This is a genomic window from Paracoccus sp. J55, from assembly GCF_000513975.1.
In the GTDB taxonomy this organism is placed as follows: Bacteria; Pseudomonadota; Alphaproteobacteria; order Rhodobacterales; family Rhodobacteraceae; genus Paracoccus.
The window spans coordinates 74,827-100,001 of the sequence record NZ_AZVA01000005.1; the positions used below are offsets into that span (position 1 = coordinate 74,827).

The following is a 25,175-nucleotide window of genomic DNA, read 5'->3' on the forward strand; positions in this document are numbered from 1 at the left end:
TTGCGCATGCTTATCCTTTCTTTGGCACCCTTAGTCCCCACCTCACCCGAGCATCGGTTTTCCGGCAACATAGGTCTGGGCGATGGCGCGGTCGTCGCCGAGGATCTGCAGGATGAAAAGCTCTTCGGCCAGGGTCTCGGCCCGGTCCATGCGCAGCGCCATCGCAGGCGTGGCGCGGCTGTCGAGCACCACCAGGTCGGCATCGCTGCCGGGGTCGAGCGTGCCGATGCGGTCGGCCATGCCGAGCGCCAAGGCATTGCCGCGTGTCACCCAGTGGAAGGCGGCATAGGGATGCAGCTTCTGGCCGCGCAGCTGCAGGATCTTGTAGCCCTCGTTCAGGGTCTGCAGCATCGAGTAGCTGGTGCCGCCGCCGACATCGGTGGCGATGCCGCTGACTACGCCCGCGGCGCGCAGGCCCGCCTCGTCGAAAAGGCCCGAGCCCAGGAACAGGTTCGAGGTCGGGCAGAACACCGCGCGCGAACCGGTCTCGGCCATGCGGGCGATCTCGCGCGGTTCCAGGTGGATGGAATGGCCGAGCAGCAGCTTATCCGAAAGCAACCCATAGGTCTCGTAGATGTCGAGATAGTCGCGCGCCTGCGGATAGAGGCTGAGGGTGAAGGCGATCTCGTCCTTGTTCTCGGACAGATGCGTCTGGATATGGCAATCGGGATGTTCGCGCACCAGCTGCCCGGTCATCTCCATCTGCTCGGGCGTCGAGGTGATGGCGAAGCGCGGGGTGATGGCATAGCGCAGGCGGCCGCGGCCGTGCCATGTTTCGATCAGCCGCTTGCTGTCGTCATAGCCCTGTTGCGGGGTGTCCAGAACCGCCTCGGGGGCATTGCGGTCCATCATCACCTTGCCGGCGACCATCGCCATGCCCCGCGCCTCGGCGGCCTGGAACAGCGCCTCGGCCGATTGCGGATGCACCGAGCAGAAGGCGACGGCGGTGGTGGTGCCGTGCGAAAGCAGCAGGTCGAGGAACTTCTCGGCCATCAGCGGCGCATGGCCCTGCTGGGCGAAGCGCGATTCCTCGGGGAAGGTATAGGTGTTGAGCCAGTCGAGCAGCTGCGCCCCCCAGCTGGCGATCACCTGCACCTGCGGGAAATGGATATGGGTGTCGATGAAGCCGGGCAGGATCAGGTGCGGCAGGTGGTCGATCTCCGGCAGGGCGGGGTCGCGCAGGCTGGCATAGTCGCCGATGGCCGCGATCTTGCCGTTCTCGGTGATGACGGCGCCGTCCTCGTGATAGGTGAAGGCGTTCTCGACCTCGGCGGGGTCGGCGTGGAAGGAGAGCGTGCGCCCCCGGATCAGCTGTCGCATGAGTATTTTTCAAACGGTGAAACGGTTTCGGTCAGGCGGCCGATGATCTCGGCGGCGGTGAAGGCGGCGATGACCTCGGGGCGCTTGTCGCGCGACCAGCCGGCGCCGATGGGGCAGGTCAGCCGGTCGGTGTCGAGCCCCTGGGCGCGGGCGAAGCGGCGGAACTGCGCCAGTTTTGTCCGGCTGCCGATCATGCCGATATAGGGCGCGTCCAGGCGGCGCAGCGCCTCGGCCGCCAGCAGGAAGTCCAGCGCGTGGTCATGGGTGACGATGATGTGGCTGGTGCCGAAGGGCGCGTTGCGGATCTCGGCCTCGGGCAGGGGGGTCAGGCGGGTCTCGCCGGTCGCTTGCGCCAGTTCGCTTGCGCGCTGGTCGATCAGGACCGGGCGCAGCGGCAGGAGCGCCAGGGCCTTGGCAAGCGCCCGGCCGACATGGCCGGCGCCGAAGATCAGCACCTGCGGATGCTCGGGGCCGGCCGGGGCTTCGGCCACGCGGGTCAGGGCAAGCTCGACCCTTCCGCCGCAGCATTGGCCGATCTCGGGGCCCAGGGGCACGTCCATGCGGGCGGCGGTCTCGCCGCGCGCCAGCATCTGCCGGGCGCGGTCGATGGCCATATATTCCAGCTGGCCGCCGCCGATGGTGCCGGTCAGTCCCTCGGGGGTGACGAACATCGCCGCCCCTTTCTCGCGCGGCGAGGAGCCGCGCGTGCGGGTGATCTCGACCCGGATCATGGCCGCAGCCGCTCGATGGCCATCAGCACGCGCTCGGGGGTGGCGGGCGCGTCGATGCGCGGGTTTTCGCGGTAGCCGTTGAAGCTCGCCACCGCCATGTTCAGCGCCTGGAAGACCGAGATGCCCAGCATGAAGGGCGGCTCGCCCACCGCTTTCGACCGCTTGATCGTCGCCTCGCGGTTCACCGACCAGTCGGCCAATGCGACGTTGAAGACCTTGGGCCGGTCCGAGGCCAGCGGGATCTTGTAGGTCGAGGGGGCGTGGGTGCGCAGCCGGCCCTTCTGGTCCCACCAGAGTTCCTCGCTGGTCAGCCAGCCGGTGCCCTGCACGAAGGCGCCCTCGACCTGGCCCTTGTCCAGCGCCGGGTTCAGGCTGCGGCCCACGTCATGCAGCACGTCGGCGCGCTCGATGACATATTCGCCGGTCAGCGTATCGACCGAGACCTCGGAACAGGCGGCGCCATAGGCGAAGTAATAGAAGGGCCGGCCCTGCCCGGTGTCGCGGTTCCAGTGGATCTTGGGGGTCTTGTAGAAGCCCGCGGCCGACAGCTGGATCCGCGCCAGATAGGCGGTGTTGATGAAATCCTCGAAGGGCATTTCCTCGTTGCCGATCTGCACCGTCTCGCCGATGCTGACCAGTTCGGGCGGCACGCCCCTGGCCTCGGCGGCGAAGGCGGTCAGCCGCTCGATCAATTGCCGGCAGGCGTCCAGCGCCGCCATGCCGTTCAGGTCCGAGCCCGACGAGGCCGCGGTGGCCGAGGTGTTCGGCACCTTCTCGGTCGTGGTCTTGGTGATCCTGATGCGGTCGATGCTGACCCCCAGCGCCTCGGCCACCACCTGCGCGACCTTGGTGTTCAGGCCCTGGCCCATCTCGGTGCCGCCGTGGTTCAGGTGGATCGAGCCGTCGGAATAGATGTGGATGAGCGCGCCGGCCTGGTTGTACCAGGTCGCGGTGAAGCTGATGCCGAACTTGACCGGGGTCAGGGCGATCCCCTTGCGGATCGCGCCGCCCTCGCTTTCGGCGCGCGCGTTCCAGTCCAGCACCGCCTGGCGGCGGGCGTGATAGTCGCTGCTGGCCTCCAGCTCCTCGAAGATGCGCGGCAGGATCTGGTCCTCGACCTCCTGGTGATAGGGGGTGAGCTGGCCGTTCTCGTAGAGGTTCAGCTTGCGGATCTCCAGCGGGTCGCGGCCGAGCTGATAGGCGATGTCCTCGACGATGCGCTCGGCCATGACCACGCCCTGCGGGCCGCCGAAGCCGCGGAAGGCGGTGTTCGAGCAGGTGTTGGTCTTCATCGGATGGCTGCGCAGCTCGACCGCCGGGTAGTAATAGGCGTTGTCGGCATGGAACAGCGCCCGGTCGGTCACCGGCCCGGAGAGGTCCGAGGAAAAGCCGCAGCGGGCATAGAAATCGGCATCGACGGCGTGGATCTTGCCGGTCTCGTCATAGCCCACCTCGTAGTCGATGACGAAATCGTGGCGCTTGCCGGTGATCGAGAAATCGTCGTCGCGGTCGGGGCGCAGCTTGACGGCGCGCTTGAGCTTCTTGGCAGCCAGCGCCGAGATGCAGGCGAAGGGGTTCATCTGCGATTCCTTGCCGCCGAAGCCGCCGCCCATGCGGCGCACGTTCACGACCACGGCGTTCGAGGGCACGCCCAGCACATGGGCGACCATGTGCTGCACCTCGCTGGGATGCTGGGTCGAGATGTTGACCACGACCTCGTCGTCTTCGCCGGGGATCGAGAAGGCGATCTGGCTTTCCAGGTAGAAATGTTCCTGCCCGCCGACCGTCAGCCGGCCGGACATGCGCCGGGGCGCGCGGTCCATTTCGGCCATGTCGCCGCGCTTGAGCTTCAGCGGCTTGGTCACATAGCCCAGCCCGGCGTCGCGGGCCGAGATGGCGTCGATGGCGAAGGGCAGTTCCTCGTATTCCACGCGGGCCAGCTGGCAGGCGCGGCGGGCCTGGTCGCGGGTCTCGGCCACCACGGCGAAGATCGGCTGGCCATGGAACTGCACCTCGTCCTCGGCCAGCAGCGGCTCGTCGTGCAGCCCGGTGGGCGAGATGTCGTTATGGCCGGGAATGTCCGCGGCGGTCAGCACCAGATGCACGCCGGGGGCCTTGCGCACCGCGTCGAGATCCATCGAGACGATGCGGCCATGCGCGACGGTGGAAAGGCCCAGAGAGGCGTGCAGCGTGCCGACCGGCTCCAGCAGGTCGTCGGTGTAATCGGCCTGGCCGGTGACATGTTTCACGGCCGAGTCGTGGATGATGGGGGTATGGGCGGCGCCCTTGACGAAAACGTCCTGTTTCATTCGACCCTCCTCAGGCGGTGGTCTGCGCCCTGCTGTTCAAGCCAGAAGCGGCGGAAGAAGTTGGCGGCGAGTTGCTGGCGATATTCCTTGCTGGCCCGCCAGTCGCTGAGCGGCTGGAAGTCGTTTGCGACCGCACGCGCGGCGGCCTCGAAGGTCTCGGCGGTGAAGGGCTGGCCCTTCAGCGCCGCCTCGGCCTGGGTGGCGCGTTTCGGCGTCGCGGCCATGCCGCCGAAGGCGACGCGGGCGTCGATGATCGTGGCGCCGTCGGTTTCCACCCGGAAGGCGGCGGCCGAGGCGGTGATGTCGGCGTGATGGCGCTTGCTGACCTTGTAGGCGGCGATCTTCGCCTCGCCCTTCAGCGGCACGGTGATCGCCTCGACGAATTCGCCGGGGCGGCGGTCCTGCTTGCCGTATTCGATGAAGTAATCCTCGATGGGCAATTCCCGCGTCCCCTCGGCGCTGCGCAGCCGCAGCGTGGCCCCCAGCGCGATCAGCAGGGGCGGCGTCTCGCCGATGGGCGAGCCGTTGGCGACATTGCCGCCGATGGTGCCGGCGTTCCTGACCTGCCAGCCGCCGATGCGCAGCCAGTAATCCACCGCCTCGGGGAAATGTTCGCGCAGGAAGGGCTCGAACTCGGTATAGGTCACGCCGGCGCCGATGGTGATCCGGCCGTCCGCGAGTTCGATCCGCTTGAGGTCCTGCAGATGGCCGATGAACACGGCCGGAGAGATGTCGCGCAGGAATTTCGTCACCCACAGGCCCACGTCCGTGGCGCCCGCGACGATGGTCGCCTTGGGATTCTCGGCCAGCACCTGCGCAAGGTCGGCGGCATCGGCCGGCAGGATGGCGCGGTCCTCGCCGCGCGAGACCTCGACCCGCTCGGCCGGGATGGCTTGCAGGGCGGCGGTGACGCGGTCGCGCTCGACGGTCAGCGCGTCCATGTGCTGCCCGCCGGCTTCCGAGGCGGCGAAGGCGGCCTTCACGATCGGCTCGTAGCCGGTGCAGCGGCACAGGTTGCCCTGCAGCGCCGTCTCGATCGCCAGCATGTCCGGGCGCGGGTTCTGCATCCACAGCCCGTAAAGCGCCATGACGAAGCCCGGCGTGCAGAAGCCGCATTGGCTGCCGTGATGCTCGACCATGGCGGCCTGGACCGGGTGCAGCCCGCCATCGGCGCCGCGCAGATGCTCGACGGTGACGACATGGCAGCCGTGGCACGAGGCCAGGAAGCGGATGCAGGCGTTGATCGGCTCGTAATGCAGCCGGCCTTCATGCAGCCGGCCGACCAGAACGGTGCAGGCGCCGCAATCGCCTTCGGCGCAGCCCTCCTTGGTGCCGGTCAGGCGGCGGTTCAGCCGCAGGAAGTCCAGCAGCGTGTCGCGCGAGCCCGCCTCGGTCAGGCGGATCTCGGTATTGTTCAGAAGAAAGCGCAATTCGTGGCCCATTCGGTCCTCGCTCGGGATGGCTGGGTATGGGAAAAGCCTAGATGCGAATTGCTCTTTGCGAAATCTCGGATTGAGCATAAGACTTTCAGCGATTCCTTGAAAGAGGCGGGTTGAAGCCATGCCATATCTTGAAAGTCTGCGGGTCTTCGTCCGGGTGGTCGAACTGGGCTCGATCACCGCCGGCGGGCGCGACCTGCGCATGTCGCCGGCGGTGGCCTCGAACCGCATCAAGGACCTGGAGACGCGCTACGGGGTGCGGCTTCTGAACCGCACCACGCGCAAGCTGGTGCCGACCGAGGTGGGGCGGGCCTTCTATGACAATGCCCGGCGGGTGATCGAGACGCTGGACGAGGCCGAGGCGGTGGTCTCGGGCTTTTCCGGCATGCCGCATGGCGCCTTGCGGGTGACGGCGCCCCTGGGCCTGGGGCGGCGGCTGATCGCGCCCCTTGTGCCGAAATTCTGCGACGAATATCCCGGCGTCGAGGTGCGGCTGCGGCTGTCGGACCGCAACGTGGACATCATCGCCGACGGGATCGACCTGGCCTTCTTCCTGGGCGAGCCGCAGGATTCGGCGCTGAAATGGCGGCGGATCGCGGAATGCCGGCGGGTGCTGGTGGCGACCCCGGCCTATCTGGAGGCGCATGGCCGCCCCGAGCGCCCCGAGGACCTGACCGCGCATAACTGCCTGCTGCTGCGCTATCCGCGCAGCCCGGAATATTACTGGGTCCTGCAGACCCCCGAGGGGCCGCAGAAGCTGCTGGTGAACGGCAAGTTCGACGCCGACGACGGCGACGTGCTGAGCAACTGGGCGCTGGGGGGCAGGGGGATCGTCAATCGCCCCCGCTACGAGGTGGCCGAGCATCTGGCCGCGGGGCAGCTGGTCGAGGTGCTGCCGGACTACCCGCCGATTCCCTCGCAATTCGGCGTGCTGACGCCGCATCGCCGCCTGCAGGACCCGAAGGTGCGGCTGTTCGCCGATTTCATCGCGCGGGAGGTGCGGGGTCTGTTCGCCTGACCGCCTCGTCCCGCTGCCATTCCATGACGTGCAGATAGGGGGCGCGGCGATAGCGCGCCACCTGCTGCGGCTCGCCGCCCTGCGGGGCGGGCTCGTCGAAATGCACCAGCCGCAGCCCCTGCGCCAGCAGCACCTGCATATAGGCATGGAAAGGCCGGTGCCAGTTGCGGATCAGGATGCCGCGCCAGCTGACCCATTCCGCGCGTTCCTCGAGGTAATTGTCGATCAGGTAGCCCGAGCCGGGATCGCCGTTCCAGCCGCCCGCCGTGCTGAAGGAGTTCAGGTTGGCGATCAGCAGGCTGCCGCCCGGACGCAGGACGCGCACCATCTCGGCGATGGCGGCGCGGATGTCGTCGATGTCGATGAGCGTCAGGTAGCTGACCACCAGGTCGAATCCGGCATCGGGCAGGGGCAGGGCCTCGGCCCGGGCCTGCAGATAGGTGCCGGCGCGGTCGCGGCTGCGCGCGGTCTCGATCAGCTTGGGGGTCGGGTCGATGCCGGTCGCCGCGATGCCCTCGGTGCCGAGCATCCGGCAGAAGCGTCCCTCGCCGCAGCCCACGTCCAGCGCGTTGCGGAAGCCGCGGCCGCGGATGCGGGCCAGCATCGGCGCGTCGAGCACATGGCGGCGCGAGAAATCGCCGGTCTCGCCCATGTCGGCGATCCAGGCCTCGGCGGAAGCCTCCCAGCCGTTGCTGCTGTCCATGCTCTTCTCCCCGGGTTCGGCGGAGAAGCGTATTAGCCGATCGGCGGGGCATGGGCAAACCCCGCGGCGACGGCCGGTCAGTTCAGCGCAAAGGCCCTGGGCAGGCCACGATACCAGTCGATGATCGCCTGGCGTTCCTGCGGCTCCATGAAGCTGACATTGGCGGGCGGCATGGCATCGGTCACGCCGGCCTGGATATAGATCTCGCGCGCGGCGCGGGTGATGTCGTCGGGGGTCTCCAGCAGGACGCCCTTGGGTGCGGTATGGATGCCCTCGTAGCCCGGCTCGCGGGCGTGGCACATGCTGCAGCGGCCCATGACCGCTGCATAGGCCTCGTCCCAGCCGGGCGCATCGACCATGGCCTGCTGCGTGGGCGTCAGGACTCGGGCCTCGGATTCCTCCAGCGTCTGGCGGAACATCGGCGCGGTCGAGAGCCACATGACGACGATGAACAGGATGGTGGTCACCGCCCAGGTCCACCACTTCATGCCGCCGCCGGCATGCATGGTGTTGAAGAAATGCCGGATGGTCACGCCCATCAGGAAGACCAGCCCCGCGATCACCCAGTTGTATTCCGTGGCGAAGGACAGCGGATAGTGGTTCGACAGCATCAGGAAGACGACCGGCAGGGTCAGGTAGTTGTTATGCGTCGAGCGCAGCTTGGCGATCTTGCCGTATTTCGGATCGGCGGGACGCCCGGCCTTGAGGTCGGCGACGACGATGCGCTGGTTCGGCATGATGACGAAGAACACGTTCGCCGTCATGATCGTCGCCGTGAAGGCGCCCAGATGCAGCATGACCGCGCGGCCGGTGAAGACCTGGTTATAGGCCCAGCCCATGACCATGAGCAGCGCGAACAGGATCAGCATCAGCAGGGTCGGGGTCTCGCCCAGCTTCGACTTGCACAGGTTGGTATAGATGAGCCAGCCGATGGACAGCGAGCCGGCCGAGATCAGGATGGCCTGCCAGGGCGCCAGATCCATCTTGGCGGGGTCGATCAGGAACAGCTCGGAGCCGACCCAATAGGTGACCATCAGGAGCGCCGCCCCCGAGATCCAGGTCATGTAGCTTTCCCATTTGAACCAGATCAGATGCTCGGGCATCCGTTCGGGCGCGACCAGGTATTTCTGGATGTGGTAGAAGCCGCCGCCATGGACCTGCCATTCCTCGCCATGCGCGCCGGGCGGCAGGCCGGGCACCTTGCGCAACCCCAGGTCGAGGGCGACGAAATAGAAGGACGAGCCGATCCAGCAGATGGCGGTGACGACATGCGTCCAGCGGATGGCAAAGGCGAGCCAATCCCACATGACGGCGAAATCGGACATGTTCTGTCTCCTGTCTAGCTGGGGAAAGACTAGCCGCTTCGCGGGGTTGCGAGTATTCACGCATTTCCCCTTGCTGTCTTAACGATGCGTTGAAAATCTTTTGCCGGGCCCTGCGGAAACGAAAAAGAGGGGGCTTTGCCCCCTCAGGCCCGTGCCGGGCCTTTCACCCCCAGGGTATTTGGAAAACCGAGAAAGCGCCGGCGGCTCAGCTGCCGCGATAGGTCGAGAAGCCGTAGGGCGAGATCAGCAGCGGCACATGGTAATGGTCCTGTTCCGACATGCCGAAGCGCAAGGGCACCTGGTCGAGGAAGCGGGGCTTGGCCGCCTGATGTCCCTGGGCGTCGAGCCAGGCGCCGACATGGAAGACCAGTTCGTATTCGCCGGTCTGGAATTCCGCCTCGGGCAGGATGTGCCTGTCGGTGCGGCCGTCGTGGTTGGTGACGGTCTCGGCGATCAGCCGGCGCTCGGGGTCGAGGCGGTAGAGTTCGATCCGCATGCCCTGCGCGGGCGTGCCGTTGGCGGTGTCGAGCACATGGGTGGTGAGATAACCGGGCATTTTCGTCCTTTCCTTGTCAATCCGCGAGCCGGGCGATGGCGGCGCGGGCCTGTTCGTTCAGGCGATTCGGGTCTGCGGTCAGCAGGTGGTGATCCTGCACCACGGCGCGGCCCTCGACATAGACCGCGCGCGGGCGGATCGGGGCGCAGAAGACCAGCGCGGCCACCGGGTCCCATTGGCCGGCGGCCGGCAGTTCCGAGACGTCCCAGAGCACCAGATCGGCGCGTTTTCCGGGTTCCAGCGCGCCGATATCGCTGCGGCCCAGCACCCGGGCGCCGCCGAGCGTGGCGATCTCCAGCGCCTCGCGGGCGCCGAGGGCGGCGGGGCCGTCCTTGAGGCGGGCGACCAGCATGGCCTGCCGCGCCTCGAGTCCCAGATGGCTGCAATCGTTGCTGGCCGAGCCGTCGACGCCGAGGCCGACCGGCACGCCCGCGTCGCGCATCCGGCGCACCGGGGCGATGCCCGAGGCGAGGCGCGCGTTCGAACAGGGGCAATGCGCGACCCCGGTGCCGGTGCGGGCGAAGAGGTCGATTTCCTTCTCCGACAGCTTCACGCAATGCGCGTGCCAGACATCGTCGCCGGTCCAGCCCAGGCTTTCGGCATAGTCGCCGGGCAGCATGCCGAAGTTTTCCAGCGAATAGGCGATGTCCTCGTCGTTTTCCGCCAGATGGGTGTGCAGCCGCACGCCTTTCTCGCGGGCGAGGATGGCGGCGTCGCGCATGAGTTCCCGGCTGACCGAGAAGGGCGAGCAGGGGGCGAGGCCCACCTGCACCATGGCGCCGGGATTCGGATCGTGGAAGGCCGCGACCAGGCGCTCGCTGTCCTTCAGGATCGCGGCCTCGTCCTCGACCAGCGCGTCGGGGGGCAGGCCGCCCTTGGACTCGCCGATCGACATGGCGCCGCGGGTGGCGGTGAAGCGGATGCCGATTTCCGAGGCGGCCTCGATGCTGTCGTCGAGCCGGGCGCCGTTCGGGAACAGGTAGAGGTGGTCCGAGGAACAGGTGCAGCCCGAGAGCGCCAGTTCGGCCAGGCCGATCCGGGTGGACAGCCGGATATCCTCGGGGCCCATGCGGCCCCAGATCGGATAGAGGGTGCGCAGCCAGCCGAACAGCGCCGCATCCTGCGCGGCAGGCACGGCGCGGGTCAGGGTCTGGAACAGGTGGTGATGGGTGTTGACGAAGCCGGGGGTGACGACGCAGCCCCCGGCCTCGACGATCTCGGCGCCTTCGGCGGAAAGACCCGGGCCGACGGCGGAGATGACCCCGCCGTCGATCAGGATGTCCCCGCCTGCGATCTCGCGCCGGGCGCCGTCCATGGTGACCACCACTTCGGCGCCCCTGATGAGCAGGCGTTTCGTCATCAATGCGCCTCGGCGGCGTGGGCTGCGGCGGCGATTTCCTCGTCGCTGGCATGCGGGGCGCCGTTGAAGAACCAGTTCAGCAGCACGGCGGCCACGGCGGCCAGCAGGATGCCGGAATGGATCAGCGTGTGCAGCGAATGCGGCAGCCACTGGTTGAAGTCGGGCGCGATCATCGGGACCATGCCGAGGCCCAGCGAGACGGCGACAATGAACAGGTTGTGCTTGTTGCCCTTGAAGTCCACCGTCGAGAGGATGCGGATGCCGGTCGCGGCGACCATGCCGAACATCACCAGCCCCGCGCCGCCCAGCACCGTGGTCGGCAGCGATTCGACCAGCGCGCCCATCTTGGGGATCAGGCCCAGCACGATCATGATCGCGCCGCCCGCCACGCAGACGAAGCGCGAGCGCACGCCGGTCACGCCCACCAGACCGACGTTCTGGCTGAAGGAGGTATAGGGGAAGGTGTTGAACAGCCCGCCGATCGCGGTGCCCAGCCCGTCCACGCGCAGCCCGGCCGACAGCGCCTTGGACGTCATCCTGCGGCCGCAGATGTCGGAAAGCGCCAGGAACATGCCGGTCGATTCGATCATGGTCACGAACATGACCAGCAGCATGGTCAGGATCATCACCGGGTCAAAGATCGGCATGCCGAAATGCAGGGGCTTGATCGGCGCGAACCAGGCGGCCTCGGCGATGCCGTCGAAATGCATCATGCCCATGACCGCCGCCAGCAGCCCGCCGATGACGATGCCGAGCAGCACCGCGATATTGGCGACGAAGCCCCGGGCGTAGCGCGCGATCACCAGGATCGCCGCCAGCACGGTGATGCCGATCAGGATGCGCGACAGCGAGGCGTATTCCGGGTTGGGCACGGTCGGCATCAGCTTGACGCTTTCCGGGACGTCGCCGGTGGCGCGGGCGGCCTCCAGCCAGGCCTGGGCGGCGGGATCGACCAGCTGCGGCGCCGTGGGGCCGGCCGGCAGGCCGAAGATCCAGTTGATGCCCACCGGCATCAGGCTGACGCCGATCACCAGGATCACCGTGCCGGTGACGACGCTGGGAAAGAAGCGCAAGAGCCGGCTGACCAGCGGAGCGAAGAAGATCGAGATGAGGCCCGCCGCCATGATGGCGCCGAACATCATCCGCGCGCCTTCCTGACCGGGGTTGGACGAGGCGATGGCGACCATGGGGCCGACGGCGGCGAAGGTCACGCCCATCATCACCGGCAGCTTGATGCCGAACCATTGCGTGGCGCCGAAGCTTTGGATGATGGTGACGATCCCGCAGACGAACAGGTCGGCGGAAATCAGAAAGGCCACGTCCTGCGGCGAAAGCTGCAGGGCGCGGCCGACGATCAGCGGCACCGCGATGGCGCCGGCATACATGACCAGCACGTGCTGGAAGCCCAGGGCCAGCAGCCGAGGGGCGGCGATGCGCTCCTCGACCGGGTCGAACCCAGGATTGGTTTCAACTGCTTGCATACGTCCTTATCCTCCCTTGTTCAGGACGCGAGCGGCACGGGTCAGATTTCGACCTCTTGCGCCACCCCCTTGTGTTTCGCCAGTTCGACGACCGCCTTGGCCACCGCGAGGTCCTGCAACCCGACGCCGGTGCCGTCGAAGATCGTGACCTCGGCATCCCCGCGGCCCGGGTTGTCGCCCGCCACCACGGCGCCGATCTCGCCGATCTGATCCTCGCGGATCAGGCCCGAGGCGATGGCGTGCTGGCATTCGCCGATGCTGACCGACTGCGCGACCTCGTCGGTGAAGACCCGGGCGCGCGCGACCAGCGCCGGGTCCAGCTCCTGCTTGCCCTTGGTGTCGGTGCCCATGGCCGCGACATGCGTCGGGCCCTTGACGTGCTGATCCATCAAGAGGGGCGAGAAGGACGAGGTGATCGAGATGATCACATCGGCCTCGGTGCCGAGCCGGTCCAGCTCGACCGCCTCGAAGGGCAGGCCCAGCTCGGCCGCGGTATCGGCAAGGCGCGACAGCATCTCGGGATGCGGGTTCCAGCCGATGACCTTCTCGAACCGGTGCACATTGGCCGCCGCCCGCATCTGGAAGGCGGACTGGTGGCCGGCGCCGATCATGCCCAGCACCTTGGCGCCCTTGGGCGCCAGATACTTGATCGACACGGCCGAGGCCGCCGCCGTGCGCAGCGCCGTCAGCAGGTTGCCGCCCACCGCCGCCGAGACCCGGCCGGTATCCGGGTCGAACAGGAACACGGTGGACTGGTGGTTGATCAGGTTGTGCTTCTGGTTGTTCGGCCAGTAGCCGCCGGCCTTCAGCCCCAGCGTCAGGGCCGAGGCGTCGAAGCCGCCCTTGAAGCCGTAGAGCGCGTCCTCATGGCCGATGGCCTCGCGCACCACGGGAAAGTTGTAGGCCTTGCGCCGGGCCATCGAGGCGAAGACCGCCTCGATGGCCTCGAAGGCCGCCTCGGGGGTCATCAGACCCGCGATTTCCTTTTCGGCGACGACGAGCATCAGTAGCCCTTCCCGCGCGCCGAGACCGGCCAGACCGTCTCGACCTTGCCGTTCCGCACGCCGACATACCAGTCATGGACGTTGCAGGTCGGGTCGCAATGGCCCGGCACCAGCCGCAGCTTGTCGTTGACCTTCAGGACGCCGTCCTTGTCCTCGACCACGCCGTGCTCGTCGCTGCACTTGATGTATTTCACGTCGTCGCGGCCATAGACGAAGGGCAGGCCGCTATCGACCGACTGCGCCTTGAGGCCGGCATCGACCACCGCCAGATGCGGCTTGGCGTGGCTCATCACCGAGGTCAGGATGAACAGCGCGTTCTCCCATTCGCCCTGGTCGATGCGCTTGCCCTCGGCATCGTGGATGCGGCCATAATCGGCATCCATGAAGGCGTAGCTGCCGCATTGCAATTCGTTGTAAACGCCCGAATTGCTTTCGAAATAATAGGACCCCGTACCGCCGCCCGAGACGAATTCGGGCTTGAGCCCCTCGGCCTCCAGCGCGTCGACGGCTTCCTTCACCTGGGCGATGGCGGCGTCCAGCTTGGCCTTGCGGTCCTCGAAGCTGTCCATGTGCTGCATGGCGCCCTGATAGGCCTGGATGCCCTTGAAGGTCAGGTTCGGGGCGGCATCGGCGGCCTTGGCGATCTCGACCACGGCTTCCTTGGTGGTCACGCCGCAGCGGCCGGCGCCGCAATCGATCTCGACGAAGATGCCGAGCTCGGTGCCGTGGCGCTGCGCGGCGGCCGAGAGGTCGGCGATATTGGCCAGGTCATCGACGCAGACCGTCACCGTGGCGCCCAGCTTGGGCAGCCGGGCCAGGCGGTCGATCTTGGCCGGCTCGCGCACCTCGTTGGTGACCAGCACGTCCTTGATGCCGCCGCGGGCAAAGACCTCGGCCTCGCTGACCTTCTGGCAGCAGACGCCGACGGCGCCGCCCAGCGACTCCTGCAGCTTCTGCACGTCCACCGACTTGTGCATCTTGCCGTGGCTGCGGTGGCGCATGCCGTGGGCCTTGGCATAGTCGCCCATCTTCCTGACGTTGCGCTCCAGCGCGTCCAGGTCGAGGATCAGGCAGGGCGTCTGGATCTCGCTTTCGTCCATGCCGGGCAGGGCGGGAATGTCGTAGCCGACCTCGTAGCCGGAGAAATCCGTTTTCGCGTTCATGGCACTCTCCTCAATTCGGGTTCAGTTCCACGGCAGCTTGTCGAGATCGACATTGCCGCCGGTGACGATGATGCCGACACGCTTGCCGGCGAAGGCTTCGGGGTTCTTCAGGATGGTGGCCAGCGGCACGGCGCTGGAAGGCTCCATCACGATGCGCAGATGCTTCCAGATCAGCTTCATCGCATCGACGATCTCGGCATCCGAGGCGGTGTAGATTTCGCTGACGTGGTTCTTGACGAAATGCCAGGTCAGATCCTTCAGCGGCACCAGGAGCCCGTCGGCGATGGTCTTGGGCGCGTCGTCGGCGATGATGTGGCCGGCCTTGAAGCTGCGATAGGCGTCGTCGGCCTGCTCGGGCTCGGCCGCGATCACCTTGACCTCGGGCGCCAGCGTCGCAAGCGTCAGGCAGGTGCCCGAGATCATGCCGCCGCCGCCGATGGGGGCCACGACCGCTTCCAGCCCGTCCACCTGTTCCATCAGTTCCTTGGCGCAGGTGCCCTGGCCGGCGATCACGCGCGGATCGTTATAGGGATGGACGAAATCGCCGCCGGTCTCGGCCTGCACCTTGGCGAAGGTCTCCTCGCGCGAGCTGGTCGAGGGCTCGCATTCGGTGATGACACCGCCATAGCGGCGCACCGTGTCTTTCTTGGCCTGCGGCGCGGTGCGCGGCATGACCACGTTGCAGGGGATGCCGCGCAGCATCGCTGCGTAGGACAGGCAAGAGGCATGGTTGCCCGAGCTATGCGTGGCGACGCCCTTGGCCGCCTGCGCCTCGTCCAGGCCGAAGACCGCGTTGGTGGCGCCGCGGACCTTGAAGGCCCCCGGCTCCTGGAAGTTCTCGCATTTGAAGAACAGCTGCGCGCCGGTCAACTCGTTCAGATAGTCCGAGCTGCGGATCGGCGTGCGGCGGATATGCGGCTTGATCCGCTCATGCGCGGCCAGCATGTCCTCATAGGTCGGGATATACATGGCGTCCTTCATCCTCAGGCGGCTTTCTTCTGCGCGGCGGCGGTGGTCTGGCGGTAATGTTCCTGCGCGGCGGCGACGCCCGAGCCCAGCCGGATCGGCAGGCCCAGATCGGCCATCACCATTTCGGCCGTGGCGATGCCGGACAGCGCCATGGCGTCGGTCAGGCTGCCCAGGTGGCCGATGCGGAACACCTTGCCCGCGACCTGGCCCAGGCCGGTGCCGAAGGCCATGTCATAGGTCTCCAGCGCATGGCTGACGATCAGGTTGGCGTCGAAGCCCTCGGGGACGCGGATGGCGCTGACGCTGTCCGAGTAAAGTTCGGGGCGGACGGCGCAGAGCTTCAGCCCCCAGGCCTCGACCGCGGCGCGCACGCCGCCGGCGATGCGGCGATGGCGGGCGAAGACGTTCTCGAGCCCCTCGGCCAGCAGCCGCTCGCAGCTGAGGTTCAGCCCGTTGATCAGCCCGACCGGCGGCGTGTAGGGATAGCCGTTGCGGGCATAGCCGGTCGCCATGTCGCGGATGTCGAAGAAGGTGCGCGGCAGGCGCGCGCTCTCGACCGCCTCCATTGCCTTGGGCGAGAAGCCGACGATGGCCAGGCCCGGCGGCAGCATGAAGCCCTTTTGCGAGCCGGTGACGGCGATGTCGACGCCCCATTCGTCCATGCGGAAGTCCATCGAGCCGATGGAGCTGACGCCGTCGACGAACAGCAGCGCCGGGTGCTTGGCCGCGTCCAGCGCGCGGCGGACGGCGGCGATGTCGGATTTGACGCCGGTCGCGGTCTCGTTATGCGTGGCCAGCACGACGCGGATCTCGTGGCCCTTGTCGGCGGTCAGGATTTCCTCGAAGCGGTCGGCCGGGATGCCCTCGCCCCAGGGCGTCTCGACATAGGTGACGTCGAGCCCGTGGCGCTGGCACATGTCGATCCAGCGATGGCTGAACATGCCGTTGCGCGCCGCCAGCACCTTGTCGCCGGGCGACAGCGTGTTGGTGATCGCGGTTTCCCAGCCGCCGGTGCCGGTCGAGGGGAACAGGAAAACCTGCGCCGTTTCGGTCTTGAGGACCTTTTTCACCCCCTCGAGAGCCGGGTGCAGCATGCGCCCGAACACCGGCGAGCGGTGGTCGATGGTGGGCATGTCGACGGCCTTGCGCATCTCCTCGGGGATGTTGGTCGGGCCGGGAATGAAGATCGGGTTCTGGCTGGTCATGGCAATTCCTCCTGCGCTTGTGGACCAAGCTACGTTTTGCTGTCCATCGATGCAATTTTTCTGAAAAATATTTCGCAATCGCGGAAAAATAGCGTAAAGTGGCGTTGAATCAGATGGTTGCTCTTTTCCACAGCGGAATGAGGACTTTCAAGAAATCCGCGAAGTTGTCGAAAGGAAAAATTGAATGTCGGTTCAGATTCGGAAACGCGGCCGTCCGAGGGGCCGCGCCGGCGGGTTCGGGGCCGAGGATTCGGGCGGCATCCGGGCGCTGGACAGGGCGCTGGACATCCTGGACCTGATCGCGATGTCGAACGGCCTGACCCTGACCGAGATCGCGCAGCGGCTGGAGATGGCGCCCTCGACCGTGCACCGGGTTCTGGTGACGCTGGCGGCGCGCGGCGTGGCGGAAAGCGACAGCCAGACCCAGGCCTGGCATGTCGGGCCGACCGCCTTCCGCCACGGCTCGGCCTTCATGCGCCGCTCGGGCCTGGTCGAGCGGGCGCGGCCGCTCTTGCGCCGGCTGATGGAGGTGACGGGCGAGACGGCGAACCTGGGCATCCTGAACGGCGAGGCGGTGCTGTTCTTGAGCCAGGCCGAAACGCATGAGACGATCCGCGCCTTCTTTCCGCCCGGCACGCGTTCGGCCCTGCATGCCTCGGGGATCGGCAAGGCGCTCCTGGCCCATGCCCGGCCGGCCGACCTGAAGCGGATGATCCGCGAGATGGCGCTGGAACGGTTCACGCCGATGACGCTGAGCGACCCGCAGGCGCTGCTGGACGATCTGGCCCGCATCCGCGCCCGCGGCTATGCGCTGGACAACGAGGAGCGCACCCCCGGCATGCGCTGCATCGCCGCGCCGATCTTCGATTTCGCGGGCGAGGCGGCGGCGGGAATCTCGGTCTCGGGGCCGACATTGCGCATGTCGGATGCGCGGCTTGAGGCGATGGCCGAGGCGGTGATCGCGGCGGCGCGTGAACTGTCCTTTGGCATGGCGCCGCCGGCGGCCGAAGGCTGAAGGACGTGATTCGTCTGCCCGGAAAGGCCGGGATCGTTAGAATCCTTCGGAAAATCCGGGAGTTTCGAGACCGATTTGTTCATTAATCTCAGATTCACGTTCAGTTCACGCCGGCCATCCTAGCTTGAGGCGCGACGCTTACCGCCTCCGTCTTGCCGGTGCCCAGGGCCCCGGCGCGTGTCCTGCAAGGAGCTCACGGCATGGAAGATCTCGTTCCCCGTTTCGGCATGATCCGCGATCCGCGCGCCATGCAGGGCCCGGCTGTCCCGGACCCGCAGGATCCGGCCGAGGAGGCCCCCGGGCAGGGCGGGAACGGCACCGGCGGCCGCCTCTATGGCGCCTGCAGCGTCGAGACCTATCGCGCCGCCGGCGCGCTGCATGCCGCGCATCGCGACGCGGGCGGCTTTCTGGACGCGGTCGATCGTTTTGCCACGCCGGATTTCTGGCGCCGGGACGCGGCGGTGAAATCCTGGATCTATGACCGGCGGGCGACGGAACATGCTCCGGGCCGCGACATGGATTCGGTGCGGGTGTTCTATCACGCCGGCCATGGCCGGATGGACGAGCACGGCAGCTTTCACCTGCCGATGGGCGCGCTTTGGGCCGGGACGGACGCCTGCCTGACCTCGGACCGGATGCGGCTTGGCTCGGGTGCGCTGCGCTATCTGTTCTGGTCCACCAGCCAGTCGCTGCGGGTCGGCCCGGGCCACAGCCCGCTGCGCAGTTGGGGCCCGGCCAATCACGGGTTGCGGATGCTGTTCGGCTTCGATTCGAGTTGCTGGGATTCCGGCCGCTACGGCGCGAATTTCTGGCAGCACTGGCAAATGGGCAAGTCCTTCGCGCAGGCCTGGCTGGACGGCGCCTGGGATGTGGCGCATGACCAGAACCCGGTGGTCTGCGCCTGCGCGCCCAAGCGCGAGGCGGCGCTGGCCATGCTGTTCTCCGAGCGGCGGTTCCAGCCGCAGCGCGGCGCGACGGAATGCTGGGCCTGGCGCTGGCACGCCCCGGCCGCGCTTTACCAGCGCGAGCCGGCGCTGGCCGAGCCGCCGGCCGAATTCTCGGCGGTGCGGCTGGTTCCGGTGGCCGGGGACCACGCCCTGGCCGAAGAGGTTCTGTCGCGGCTCGGCCTTGATCCGGCGCTGGTGCGGGGCGACGCGCAGGGCTGCCTGTCGGTTCGTCAGGGTCCGGTCCGCTTCCAGCGCCGGCCCGACGGGCGCATCCTGCTGGAGCTTGCACCCGGCGGGCCGGGGCAGGGTCCGCGCACCCCCCTGCAGCGCCGCGCCCTGATCGCCCGCGCGCGCAGCGCCCTGCGGCGATACGGTTTCCTGCCGACCGAAAGCGAGCTGGTCTTCGACCGCATCGCGCTGGCCATGTCGGCGACCGCCAGCCTGCGCCGGCCGGACGAGCCGCCGGAAGAGAACCTGGACGAGATCATCGTGCAATTCCGCCAGGCGATCGACGGCATCCCGGTCCTAACCCCCGAAACCGGCAGCCTGCGGCTGGCCATGCGGCCGGACGGCACCGTCCTGCGCATCGAATCGACCCTGCGCCGGGTGGCGGAGCGCATGGCCCCGCGCGCCCATCGCCAGGGCCTGCCCGACGATCCGCCGCCGCCCGCGCGGCCCGAGGGCCTGCCCGAGCCCGAACCGCAGGCCATCCCGCGCATCCTGGCGCAGCATTCGGCGCGGCTGATGCGCGACCTTGCGGCGCGCGGGGCGGCGCCGCTCAGCCTGCGCATCCTGCCGGACACCACGGAAATCGGATACGGAATCCGCAGCAACACCGCACGACTCGTCGCCCGGCAGGGCATCGAGATCGAATGCGTGCGCGGCTTTCGCAAGCGTTACTGGATCCAGTCTGACCTGGGTGACTGACGATCCGGTAGCCCGGGGGCGGAGGCAGCCGCCTCCGGGCACTTCTCCCGCCGCATGGACCGGCGCGAAGCGGTAACGAGGGGACGATGGCGGAATACACCCGCGCCGAGATCGTGCGGCGCATCGCGACGACGGGACGCCTGCGCCTGGCCGGGGCCGATCTGGCCGGGCTGGACCTGTCGGGCATGACGCTGGTGGGGGCGGACCTGTCCTATGCCGACCTGACCCGGACCGACCTGACCGGCGCCCAGCTCTGCGGCGCCAGCCTGTGGTCGGCGCGCGCCGCGGGTGCGCGGCTGCGCGAGGCCAACCTGTCGGGGGCAAGCCTGGGGCTGGCCGACCTGTCGGATGCCGACCTGCGCGGCGCGGTGCTGGAGCGCGCCGACCTGACCGGGGCGCGGCTGGACCGGGCCGACCTGACCGACGCGCAGCTGCGCGACGCCTGGCTCGACAGCATGCAACGCGCCATGGCCACCGGCGCGCCGCCGCTGCGCTATCCGGCGCCGCACCGGCCCCGGACCTGCATCCTGCACGAGGCGCATGCCGCCGAGCCCGTGTCCCTGCGCTGCGGCGACCGGCTGGAGATGCATCTGGACAGCCTTCCCGGGGCCGCCATCCGGCAGCCGGGCCTGGCCCGGATCGAGGGCGCGCCGGTCCTTGCCGGCCCCGAACCGCCCGAAGAGCTGCGTGCAGAACCGCCAGGCGAACAGCCCGCCGCGCCGCCGGCTCCGCGCTGCGTCCTGGCCTTCTGCGCCGTCGCCCCGGGCCGCGCCCGGCTGGTGGTCGAGCCGGGCGAGGGCAGGGCGCCCATCGCCTTCGAGGTGATGGTGGCGCCCTGAGCGCGTCACAGGCCCGAGCGCGTGATCCCCATCAGCCCGGCCATGCGCAGCGCCGCGACCGGGTAATCGGGATCGGCCATCAGCTCCAGCGAGAAATCCGGCTCGATCCGGCGCAGATGCCGCAACGCGTCCGCCGCGCCCGCCTCGTCGCCGCGATGATAGCGTAGCGCCGCCAGAAAGCGCAGCGAGGGCCGGTTGTCGGTGGCGAAGGCAAAGGCGGCGGCGGCCGAGTTTTCGGCATCGCCCAGCCGGCCCAGCCGCAGCTGCACCATGGCGCGGCGCATCAGCCAGCAGGCCGGGCCCAGCTCGGCCAGGGCGCCGCGGGCGCCGCGCTCGGTCGCCTCCAGCGCCTCCAGGTCGCGGCCGACATCGGTCAGCGCCTGCGACAGCGCATGACAGGCCAGCTCGTTGTCGGGATCGTTGCGGCAGGCGGCCTGCGCCAGCTCCAGCGCGCCCACCGCGTCCCGTCGCCACGAGGCCGACAGCGAGGCCACCGCCAGCACCACCGGACTGGCCGGCGCCAGATCGCGGGCCAGCTGCGCGAAGGTCTCGGCCTCTTCCGAGCACCGCGCCGGGTCCCGGGTCAGCCGCTCGCTGATCAGCGTGTGGCGCAGATAGGAGCGCAGCGCCAGGGCCACGCCGCTCTGCCGCTCCTGCGGCAGCGAGGCGAGGATGCGGTCGGCGGATTCCAGACGGTCGCGGGAATAGCTGAACACGTCCCAGACCGGAAAGGTCAGGCCCTTTGCCGGCGGCGCGGTGCGCCGCGCCCGGTCCAGCAGCGCCACCGCGATCTGCGCCACCGCATGGCGCATGGTCGCGGTCTCGTCCGCGGCGCGGATGGTGAAGCGCCGCGTCCAGCCCCGCGCGCCCGAGGCAAGGTCGCGCATCACCACCATCAGCGAACAATCGACCCCCGCGGAATAGCAGATCGCCCCGACCTGCGTGCCCGTCGCCGGAGCCTTGACGGCGATGCGGTCGGCCAGCACCGCGGGGATCATCTCGCAGGCGCGGGCGGCGGCCTCGTTCAGGATCATCTCGCCGATGACATGGGCGCGGCTGTCATTGCTTTCGACCGGCTGCAGCGCCACGACATAATCGCCGGGGGCGGCGTCGCCGTCGCTTCGGGCCGGCACGGCCGGGGCGGGAAGCCGCTGCAGCGCGGTCGGCCCGTCGCTGTCCGGCGTCAGCCGCAGGCGCATGTCGCGCAGCCATGTCTCGAATTCCGGGTCGGGAATGTCCAGATCGGCGGCGAATTCGATCGGCGCGCCGCCGGCGTCATAGACCGGCGTCAGGTCGATGCGCAGCCGCTCGGGGTCCAGCCCCACCCAGCCCACGCCGGCCAGCAGGATATCCTTTTCCGGCCCCAGCGCCCCGCGCAATTCCCGCAGCATCTGCCGCAGGCTGTCCGAGCCGCGCTGCTTGGCCCGCTCGCTCCACAGCAGGTCCTGCAGACGGGCGCGGCTGAGCCGCAGGTCCGGTGCCGTGCCCAGCAGCGCCAGCGCGCCACGCGCCTTCTGGCTGCGGGGGGTCAGGTCCGCCCCGCCGGCGCCCCGCAGACGCACCGTTCCCATCAGACTCAGCATGGCAGGCATTTGATTCGCCGCGGGCCTCGTTAGGGTTGGAAATCGATCTTAATCCCTCGCAGCCCGCCGGAACAGCAAGAAGCCGCGCCGGATCAGGGGGATGCGGCCGCCAGCCTGCAGGCGAATCCCGCCGCGGCCGCAGCCGATCATTGCCTGCGCGCCGCGCCTGCGCTATCGGGGCGTCAAAGCAAAGGGGACCCCAAGATGACCGAGCGCAAAAGCGGCCTGTCCTATGCCGAGGCCGGAGTGGATATCGACGCGGGCAATGCGCTGGTCGAGCGGATCAAGCCCGCCGCCGCCGCCACCCGCCGGCCCGGCGTGATGGAGGGGCTGGGCGGCTTCGGCGCGCTGTTCGATCCGCGCGCCGCCGGCTACCAGGACCCGGTTCTGGTGGCGGCCACCGACGGCGTCGGCACCAAGCTGCGCATCGGCATCGACACGGGCGAACTCGACGGGCTCGGCATCGACCTGGTGGCGATGTGCGTGAACGACCTGGTCTGCCAGGGCGCCGAGCCGCTGTTCTTCCTCGACTATTTCGCCACCGGCAAGCTTTCGGTCGACGAGGCCGCCCGCGTCATCACCGGCATCGCCGAGGGCTGCCGGCGCTCGGGCTGCGCGCTGATCGGCGGCGAGACGGCCGAGATGCCGGGCATGTATGGCAAGGGCGATTTCGACCTCGCCGGCTTCGCCGTCGGCGCCATGGAACGCGGCACGGCGCTGCCCGCCGGGGTGGCGGATGGCGACGTGCTGCTGGGCCTCGCCTCGGACGGGGTGCATTCCAACGGTTTCTCGCTGGTGCGCAAGGTGGCGGATCATGCCGGGCTGGACTGGAACGCGCCCGCCCCCTTCGCGGCGGGCACGCTGGGCCAGGCGCTGCTGGTGCCGACCCGGCTCTATGTCAGGCCGGTGCTTGCGGCGATCCGCGCCGGGGGCGTGCATGCCGCGGCGCATATCACCGGCGGCGGCATCACCGAGAACCTGCCGCGCGTGCTGCCCGAGGGGCTGGGGGCCGAGGTCGATCTCGACAGCTTCAGCCTGCCGCCGGTCTTCGACTGGCTGGCCGAGGCCGGCTCCATCGCCGCGCCCGAAATGCTCAAGACCTTCAACTGCGGCATCGGCATGATCCTGGCCGTCACCGCGGACCGTGCTGTCGAACTCGAGGCGCTGCTGAAGGCGCAGGGCGAAACGGTGATCCGGCTCGGCCATGTCAGCCCCGGCGCGGGCGTGCGCTACAGCGGCCGGCTGCGGTGAAACGCGTCGCCATCCTGATCTCGGGCGGCGGCTCGAACATGGTCAAGCTGGTCGAATCGATGGCCGGCGACCATCCGGCCCGGCCGGTCGTCGTCGGCTCGAACGATCCGCAGGCGGCCGGGCTCGCCCGGGCCGAGGCCATGGGCGTGCCGAGTTTCGCCATCGACCACCGCGCCTTCGGCGGCGACCGTGCCGCATTCGAGGCGGCGCTGCTGGAACCCTTGCTGGCCGCGCAGCCCGACATCCTTTGCCTCGCCGGTTTCATGCGCATCCTCACCCCGGATTTCGTTCGGCGCTTCCAGGGCCGGATGCTGAACATCCACCCTTCGCTCTTGCCGAAATATCCCGGCCTGCATACCCATCGGCGCGCGATCGAGGCCGGCGATGCCGAGGCCGGCGCCACCGTCCACCTGGTCACGCCCGAGCTTGACGCCGGCCCGATCCTCGGCCAGGCCCGGGTGCCGATCCTGCCCGGCGATACGGCCGAGACCCTCGCCGCCCGGGTGCTGGTGCAGGAACACCGGCTCTATCCTGCGGTGCTGCGCCGCTTCGCCCTGGGCGACCAGAGGCCGGTCACCCTGACTGCGGCCTGAGGGAAAGGCCCGGATCCGCGCCTTTCTCTGTTTTCCAAATACCCTGGGGGTGCGGGGGCAAGGCCCCCGCGGCTTCGCCTGCTATTTCTCGGGCACCAGCCCGCGCGGCGCGAAGCGCAGCACCAGCAACAGCACCACCCCCAGCGCGATGAAACGCATATGCGGCGCGCTGCCCAGCAGATGGTCGCGCAGGGCGCCCGCCGGCATCGGGCCGGTGACCAGCCGCATGAATTCGGGCCCCCAGACCTCGGCCTTGATCCACAGGAACCAGATCAGGATCGCCCCCAGCGCCGCACCCCAGTTGTTGCCCGAGCCGCCGACGATCACCATCACCCAGATCAGGAAGGTATAGCGCAGGGGATTGAAGCTGTTCGGCGACAGAAGCCCGTCCAGCGTGACCATCATCGCGCCGGCAAGGCCGATCACCGCGCTGCCGATGACGAAGATCTGCAGATGGCGGCGGGTGACGTCCTTGCCCATGGCCTCGGCGGCGGTCTCGTTGTCGCGGATGGCGCGCATCATCCGGCCCCAGGGCGATTTCAGCGCCAGCTCGGCCAGCAGGATCAGCGCCAGCAGCACGGCGCCGAACAGGCCGGCATAGAGCAGCTTGACCCAGATGCCCGAGGCCACGGCCGGGCTCAGCCCCCATTCCGCGGCCCGGGCCACGAAATCGGGATCGCTCTGCAGGTTCAGCTCATAGGGCACCGGGCGCGGGATGCCCGAGACGTTCTTGACCCCGCGCGACAGCCATTCCTCGTTGCGCATCACCGCCACGATGATCTCGCCGATGCCCAGCGTGGCGATGGCCAGATAGTCCGAGCGCAGCCCCAGCGCCACCTTGCCGATGCCCCAAGCGGCCGCGGCGGCGAACAGCGCCCCGACCGGCCAGGACAGCAGCACCGGCCAGCCCAGCCCGCCGATATTGCCGGCACGGGCGGAATTGTTCGCCTCGATCGCCATCACCGCCGGATCGAACAGCCAGCGATAGAGCACGAATCCCACCACCAGCACCGCGATCAGCGAGGGCACGCGCAAAAGCCCCGGGACGCGCCTCCACACCTGCGCCGCCAGCGCCAGCGTTCCCAGCCCCACCAGCAGCGCCAGGATCAGCCGCGGCCCGCCCGCCGCCCAGGCGCCCTGCACCGGCGCGGTCGAGACCAGCACCGGCGCCAGCCCGCCAAGCGCCAGGAAGCCGACGACGCCGGCGTTGAACAGCCCCGCATAGCCCCATTGCATGTTCACACCCAGCGCCATGACGGCCGAGATCAGCCCCATGTTCAGGATGGCCAGCGCCGTGTTCCAGCTGCCCGAGAACAGCGCGTTGCGAAAGCTGCCCTCGGCCAGGAACAGCGCGGCCAGGATCAGGAACAGCACCGGCGCGCGCCAGGGGCTGACCGCTTCGGCTTGACGTGTATTCGACATGGATAAACGCCCTCC

General features: G+C 68.6%; 21 protein-coding genes. 6 read left to right on the plus strand and 15 right to left on the minus strand.

The features are described from left to right. Positions 1-42: 42 nt before the first annotated feature. The 4 genes from guaD to xdhA are packed head-to-tail and all read right to left on the minus strand — an operon-like array spanning position 43 to position 5,802. On the minus strand, positions 43-1,320 hold the full coding sequence (gene guaD, locus PARJ55_RS0106760) for a guanine deaminase (RefSeq protein WP_028712339.1): 1,278 nt from the start codon (positions 1,318-1,320) through the stop codon (positions 43-45). Continuing rightward, positions 1,308-2,051 (minus strand): xanthine dehydrogenase accessory protein XdhC, encoded by a 744-nt coding sequence (gene xdhC, locus PARJ55_RS0106765; protein WP_028712340.1) that lies wholly within the window; start codon positions 2,049-2,051, stop codon positions 1,308-1,310. Before xdhC ends, guaD begins: the two co-directional genes overlap by 13 nt. Beyond that, positions 2,048-4,360 carry a xanthine dehydrogenase molybdopterin binding subunit gene (gene xdhB / locus PARJ55_RS0106770; RefSeq protein ID WP_028712341.1) on the minus strand — a complete coding sequence of 771 codons (2,313 nt, stop codon included), beginning with the start codon at positions 4,358-4,360 and terminating at the stop codon, positions 2,048-2,050. The genes xdhC and xdhB overlap by 4 nt, the downstream gene beginning before the upstream one ends. Further along, complete coding sequence (gene xdhA, locus PARJ55_RS0106775; RefSeq protein WP_028712342.1) at positions 4,357-5,802, minus strand: xanthine dehydrogenase small subunit; 1,446 nt, start codon at positions 5,800-5,802, stop codon at positions 4,357-4,359. The genes xdhB and xdhA overlap by 4 nt, the downstream gene beginning before the upstream one ends. A 118-nt stretch (positions 5,803-5,920) precedes the next feature. Here xdhA and PARJ55_RS0106780 point away from each other — a divergent pair, with 118 nt between their 5' ends. Beyond that, positions 5,921-6,817 carry a LysR family transcriptional regulator gene (locus tag PARJ55_RS0106780; protein WP_028712343.1) on the plus strand — a complete coding sequence of 299 codons (897 nt, stop codon included), beginning with the start codon at positions 5,921-5,923 and terminating at the stop codon, positions 6,815-6,817. Here the strand turns inward: PARJ55_RS0106780 and PARJ55_RS0106785 are convergent. The 9 genes from PARJ55_RS0106785 to bhcA form a co-directional block, all read right to left on the minus strand. After that, the gene (locus tag PARJ55_RS0106785) at positions 6,783-7,520 is read right to left on the minus strand and encodes a class I SAM-dependent methyltransferase (protein WP_028712344.1); all 738 of its coding nucleotides are present in this window, start codon (positions 7,518-7,520) and stop codon (positions 6,783-6,785) included. The two genes, PARJ55_RS0106780 and PARJ55_RS0106785, sit on opposite strands and share 35 nt — an antisense overlap. 77 nt (positions 7,521-7,597) lie before the next feature. Then, positions 7,598-8,845 (minus strand): urate hydroxylase PuuD, encoded by a 1,248-nt coding sequence (locus PARJ55_RS0106790; RefSeq protein ID WP_028712345.1) that lies wholly within the window; start codon positions 8,843-8,845, stop codon positions 7,598-7,600. Positions 8,846-9,050: 205 nt separating this feature from the next. Beyond that, on the minus strand, positions 9,051-9,401 hold the full coding sequence (gene uraH, locus PARJ55_RS0106795; protein WP_028712346.1) for a hydroxyisourate hydrolase: 351 nt from the start codon (positions 9,399-9,401) through the stop codon (positions 9,051-9,053). 16 nt (positions 9,402-9,417) lie between these two features. Next, positions 9,418-10,761 carry an 8-oxoguanine deaminase gene (locus PARJ55_RS0106800; protein ID WP_028712347.1) on the minus strand — a complete coding sequence of 448 codons (1,344 nt, stop codon included), beginning with the start codon at positions 10,759-10,761 and terminating at the stop codon, positions 9,418-9,420. Beyond that, positions 10,761-12,242 (minus strand): nucleobase:cation symporter-2 family protein, encoded by a 1,482-nt coding sequence (locus PARJ55_RS0106805; protein ID WP_028712348.1) that lies wholly within the window; start codon positions 12,240-12,242, stop codon positions 10,761-10,763. The genes PARJ55_RS0106800 and PARJ55_RS0106805 overlap by 1 nt, the downstream gene beginning before the upstream one ends. A gap of 41 nt (positions 12,243-12,283) precedes the next feature. Further along, positions 12,284-13,246 carry an iminosuccinate reductase BhcD gene (gene bhcD / locus PARJ55_RS0106810; RefSeq protein WP_028712349.1) on the minus strand — a complete coding sequence of 321 codons (963 nt, stop codon included), beginning with the start codon at positions 13,244-13,246 and terminating at the stop codon, positions 12,284-12,286. Next, entirely contained in the window at positions 13,246-14,409 is a 1,164-nt protein-coding gene (gene bhcC, locus PARJ55_RS0106815; RefSeq protein WP_024844790.1) for a 3-hydroxy-D-aspartate aldolase BhcC, read from the minus strand. Before bhcC ends, bhcD begins: the two co-directional genes overlap by 1 nt. A 21-nt stretch (positions 14,410-14,430) precedes the next feature. Beyond that, complete coding sequence (gene bhcB / locus PARJ55_RS0106820; RefSeq protein ID WP_028712350.1) at positions 14,431-15,390, minus strand: beta-hydroxyaspartate dehydratase BhcB; 960 nt, start codon at positions 15,388-15,390, stop codon at positions 14,431-14,433. Between the two features lie 2 nt (positions 15,391-15,392). Further along, complete coding sequence (gene bhcA, locus PARJ55_RS0106825) at positions 15,393-16,583, minus strand: L-aspartate--glyoxylate aminotransferase BhcA (protein WP_028712351.1); 1,191 nt, start codon at positions 16,581-16,583, stop codon at positions 15,393-15,395. Between the two features lie 184 nt (positions 16,584-16,767). Here bhcA and bhcR point away from each other — a divergent pair, with 184 nt between their 5' ends. The 3 genes from bhcR to PARJ55_RS0106840 all read left to right on the plus strand — a co-directional run bounded on the left by bhcR (position 16,768) and on the right by PARJ55_RS0106840 (position 20,311). Then, positions 16,768-17,598, plus strand: a complete 831-nt coding sequence (gene bhcR, locus PARJ55_RS0106830; RefSeq protein WP_028712352.1) for an HTH-type transcriptional regulator BhcR — start codon at positions 16,768-16,770, stop codon at positions 17,596-17,598. 200 nt (positions 17,599-17,798) lie between these two features. Beyond that, complete coding sequence (locus PARJ55_RS0106835; protein ID WP_084637795.1) at positions 17,799-19,472, plus strand: DUF6345 domain-containing protein; 1,674 nt, start codon at positions 17,799-17,801, stop codon at positions 19,470-19,472. Between the two features lie 86 nt (positions 19,473-19,558). After that, positions 19,559-20,311, plus strand: coding sequence for a pentapeptide repeat-containing protein (locus tag PARJ55_RS0106840; RefSeq protein WP_028712354.1), 753 nt, complete (start codon positions 19,559-19,561; stop codon positions 20,309-20,311). Between the two features lie 5 nt (positions 20,312-20,316). On the opposite strand, the gene PARJ55_RS0106845 is transcribed toward PARJ55_RS0106840, so the two are convergent. Beyond that, positions 20,317-21,894, minus strand: a complete 1,578-nt coding sequence (locus PARJ55_RS0106845; RefSeq protein WP_232215675.1) for an SARP family transcriptional regulator — start codon at positions 21,892-21,894, stop codon at positions 20,317-20,319. Positions 21,895-22,098: 204 nt separating this feature from the next. Here PARJ55_RS0106845 and purM point away from each other — a divergent pair, with 204 nt between their 5' ends. Continuing rightward, positions 22,099-23,145, plus strand: coding sequence for a phosphoribosylformylglycinamidine cyclo-ligase (purM, locus tag PARJ55_RS0106855; protein WP_028712356.1), 1,047 nt, complete (start codon positions 22,099-22,101; stop codon positions 23,143-23,145). Further along, positions 23,142-23,738 (plus strand): phosphoribosylglycinamide formyltransferase, encoded by a 597-nt coding sequence (purN, locus tag PARJ55_RS0106860; RefSeq protein WP_028712357.1) that lies wholly within the window; start codon positions 23,142-23,144, stop codon positions 23,736-23,738. The genes purM and purN overlap by 4 nt, the downstream gene beginning before the upstream one ends. An 81-nt stretch (positions 23,739-23,819) precedes the next feature. Here the strand turns inward: purN and PARJ55_RS0106865 are convergent, their stop codons facing one another. Continuing rightward, positions 23,820-25,160 (minus strand): branched-chain amino acid ABC transporter permease, encoded by a 1,341-nt coding sequence (locus PARJ55_RS0106865; protein ID WP_028712358.1) that lies wholly within the window; start codon positions 25,158-25,160, stop codon positions 23,820-23,822. Positions 25,161-25,175: the final 15 nt, after the last annotated feature.

Coding starts and splice junctions, on each gene's coding strand:
- guaD (WP_028712339.1), bottom strand. CDS start 1,320: ATGCGACAGCTGATCCGGGGGCGCACGCTCTCCTTCCACGCCGACCCC.
- xdhC (WP_028712340.1), bottom strand. CDS start 2,051: ATGATCCGGGTCGAGATCACCCGCACGCGCGGCTCCTCGCCGCGCGAG.
- xdhB (WP_028712341.1), bottom strand. CDS start 4,360: ATGAAACAGGACGTTTTCGTCAAGGGCGCCGCCCATACCCCCATCATC.
- xdhA (WP_028712342.1), bottom strand. CDS start 5,802: ATGGGCCACGAATTGCGCTTTCTTCTGAACAATACCGAGATCCGCCTG.
- PARJ55_RS0106780 (WP_028712343.1), top strand. CDS start 5,921: ATGCCATATCTTGAAAGTCTGCGGGTCTTCGTCCGGGTGGTCGAACTG.
- PARJ55_RS0106785 (WP_028712344.1), bottom strand. CDS start 7,520: ATGGACAGCAGCAACGGCTGGGAGGCTTCCGCCGAGGCCTGGATCGCC.
- PARJ55_RS0106790 (WP_028712345.1), bottom strand. CDS start 8,845: ATGTCCGATTTCGCCGTCATGTGGGATTGGCTCGCCTTTGCCATCCGC.
- uraH (WP_028712346.1), bottom strand. CDS start 9,401: ATGCCCGGTTATCTCACCACCCATGTGCTCGACACCGCCAACGGCACG.
- PARJ55_RS0106800 (WP_028712347.1), bottom strand. CDS start 10,761: ATGACGAAACGCCTGCTCATCAGGGGCGCCGAAGTGGTGGTCACCATG.
- PARJ55_RS0106805 (WP_028712348.1), bottom strand. CDS start 12,242: ATGCAAGCAGTTGAAACCAATCCTGGGTTCGACCCGGTCGAGGAGCGC.
- bhcD (WP_028712349.1), bottom strand. CDS start 13,246: ATGCTCGTCGTCGCCGAAAAGGAAATCGCGGGTCTGATGACCCCCGAG.
- bhcC (WP_024844790.1), bottom strand. CDS start 14,409: ATGAACGCGAAAACGGATTTCTCCGGCTACGAGGTCGGCTACGACATT.
- bhcB (WP_028712350.1), bottom strand. CDS start 15,390: ATGAAGGACGCCATGTATATCCCGACCTATGAGGACATGCTGGCCGCG.
- bhcA (WP_028712351.1), bottom strand. CDS start 16,583: ATGACCAGCCAGAACCCGATCTTCATTCCCGGCCCGACCAACATCCCC.
- bhcR (WP_028712352.1), top strand. CDS start 16,768: ATGTCGGTTCAGATTCGGAAACGCGGCCGTCCGAGGGGCCGCGCCGGC.
- PARJ55_RS0106835 (WP_084637795.1), top strand. CDS start 17,799: ATGGAAGATCTCGTTCCCCGTTTCGGCATGATCCGCGATCCGCGCGCC.
- PARJ55_RS0106840 (WP_028712354.1), top strand. CDS start 19,559: ATGGCGGAATACACCCGCGCCGAGATCGTGCGGCGCATCGCGACGACG.
- PARJ55_RS0106845 (WP_232215675.1), bottom strand. CDS start 21,894: ATGCTGAGTCTGATGGGAACGGTGCGTCTGCGGGGCGCCGGCGGGGCG.
- purM (WP_028712356.1), top strand. CDS start 22,099: ATGACCGAGCGCAAAAGCGGCCTGTCCTATGCCGAGGCCGGAGTGGAT.
- PARJ55_RS0106865 (WP_028712358.1), bottom strand. CDS start 25,160: ATGTCGAATACACGTCAAGCCGAAGCGGTCAGCCCCTGGCGCGCGCCG.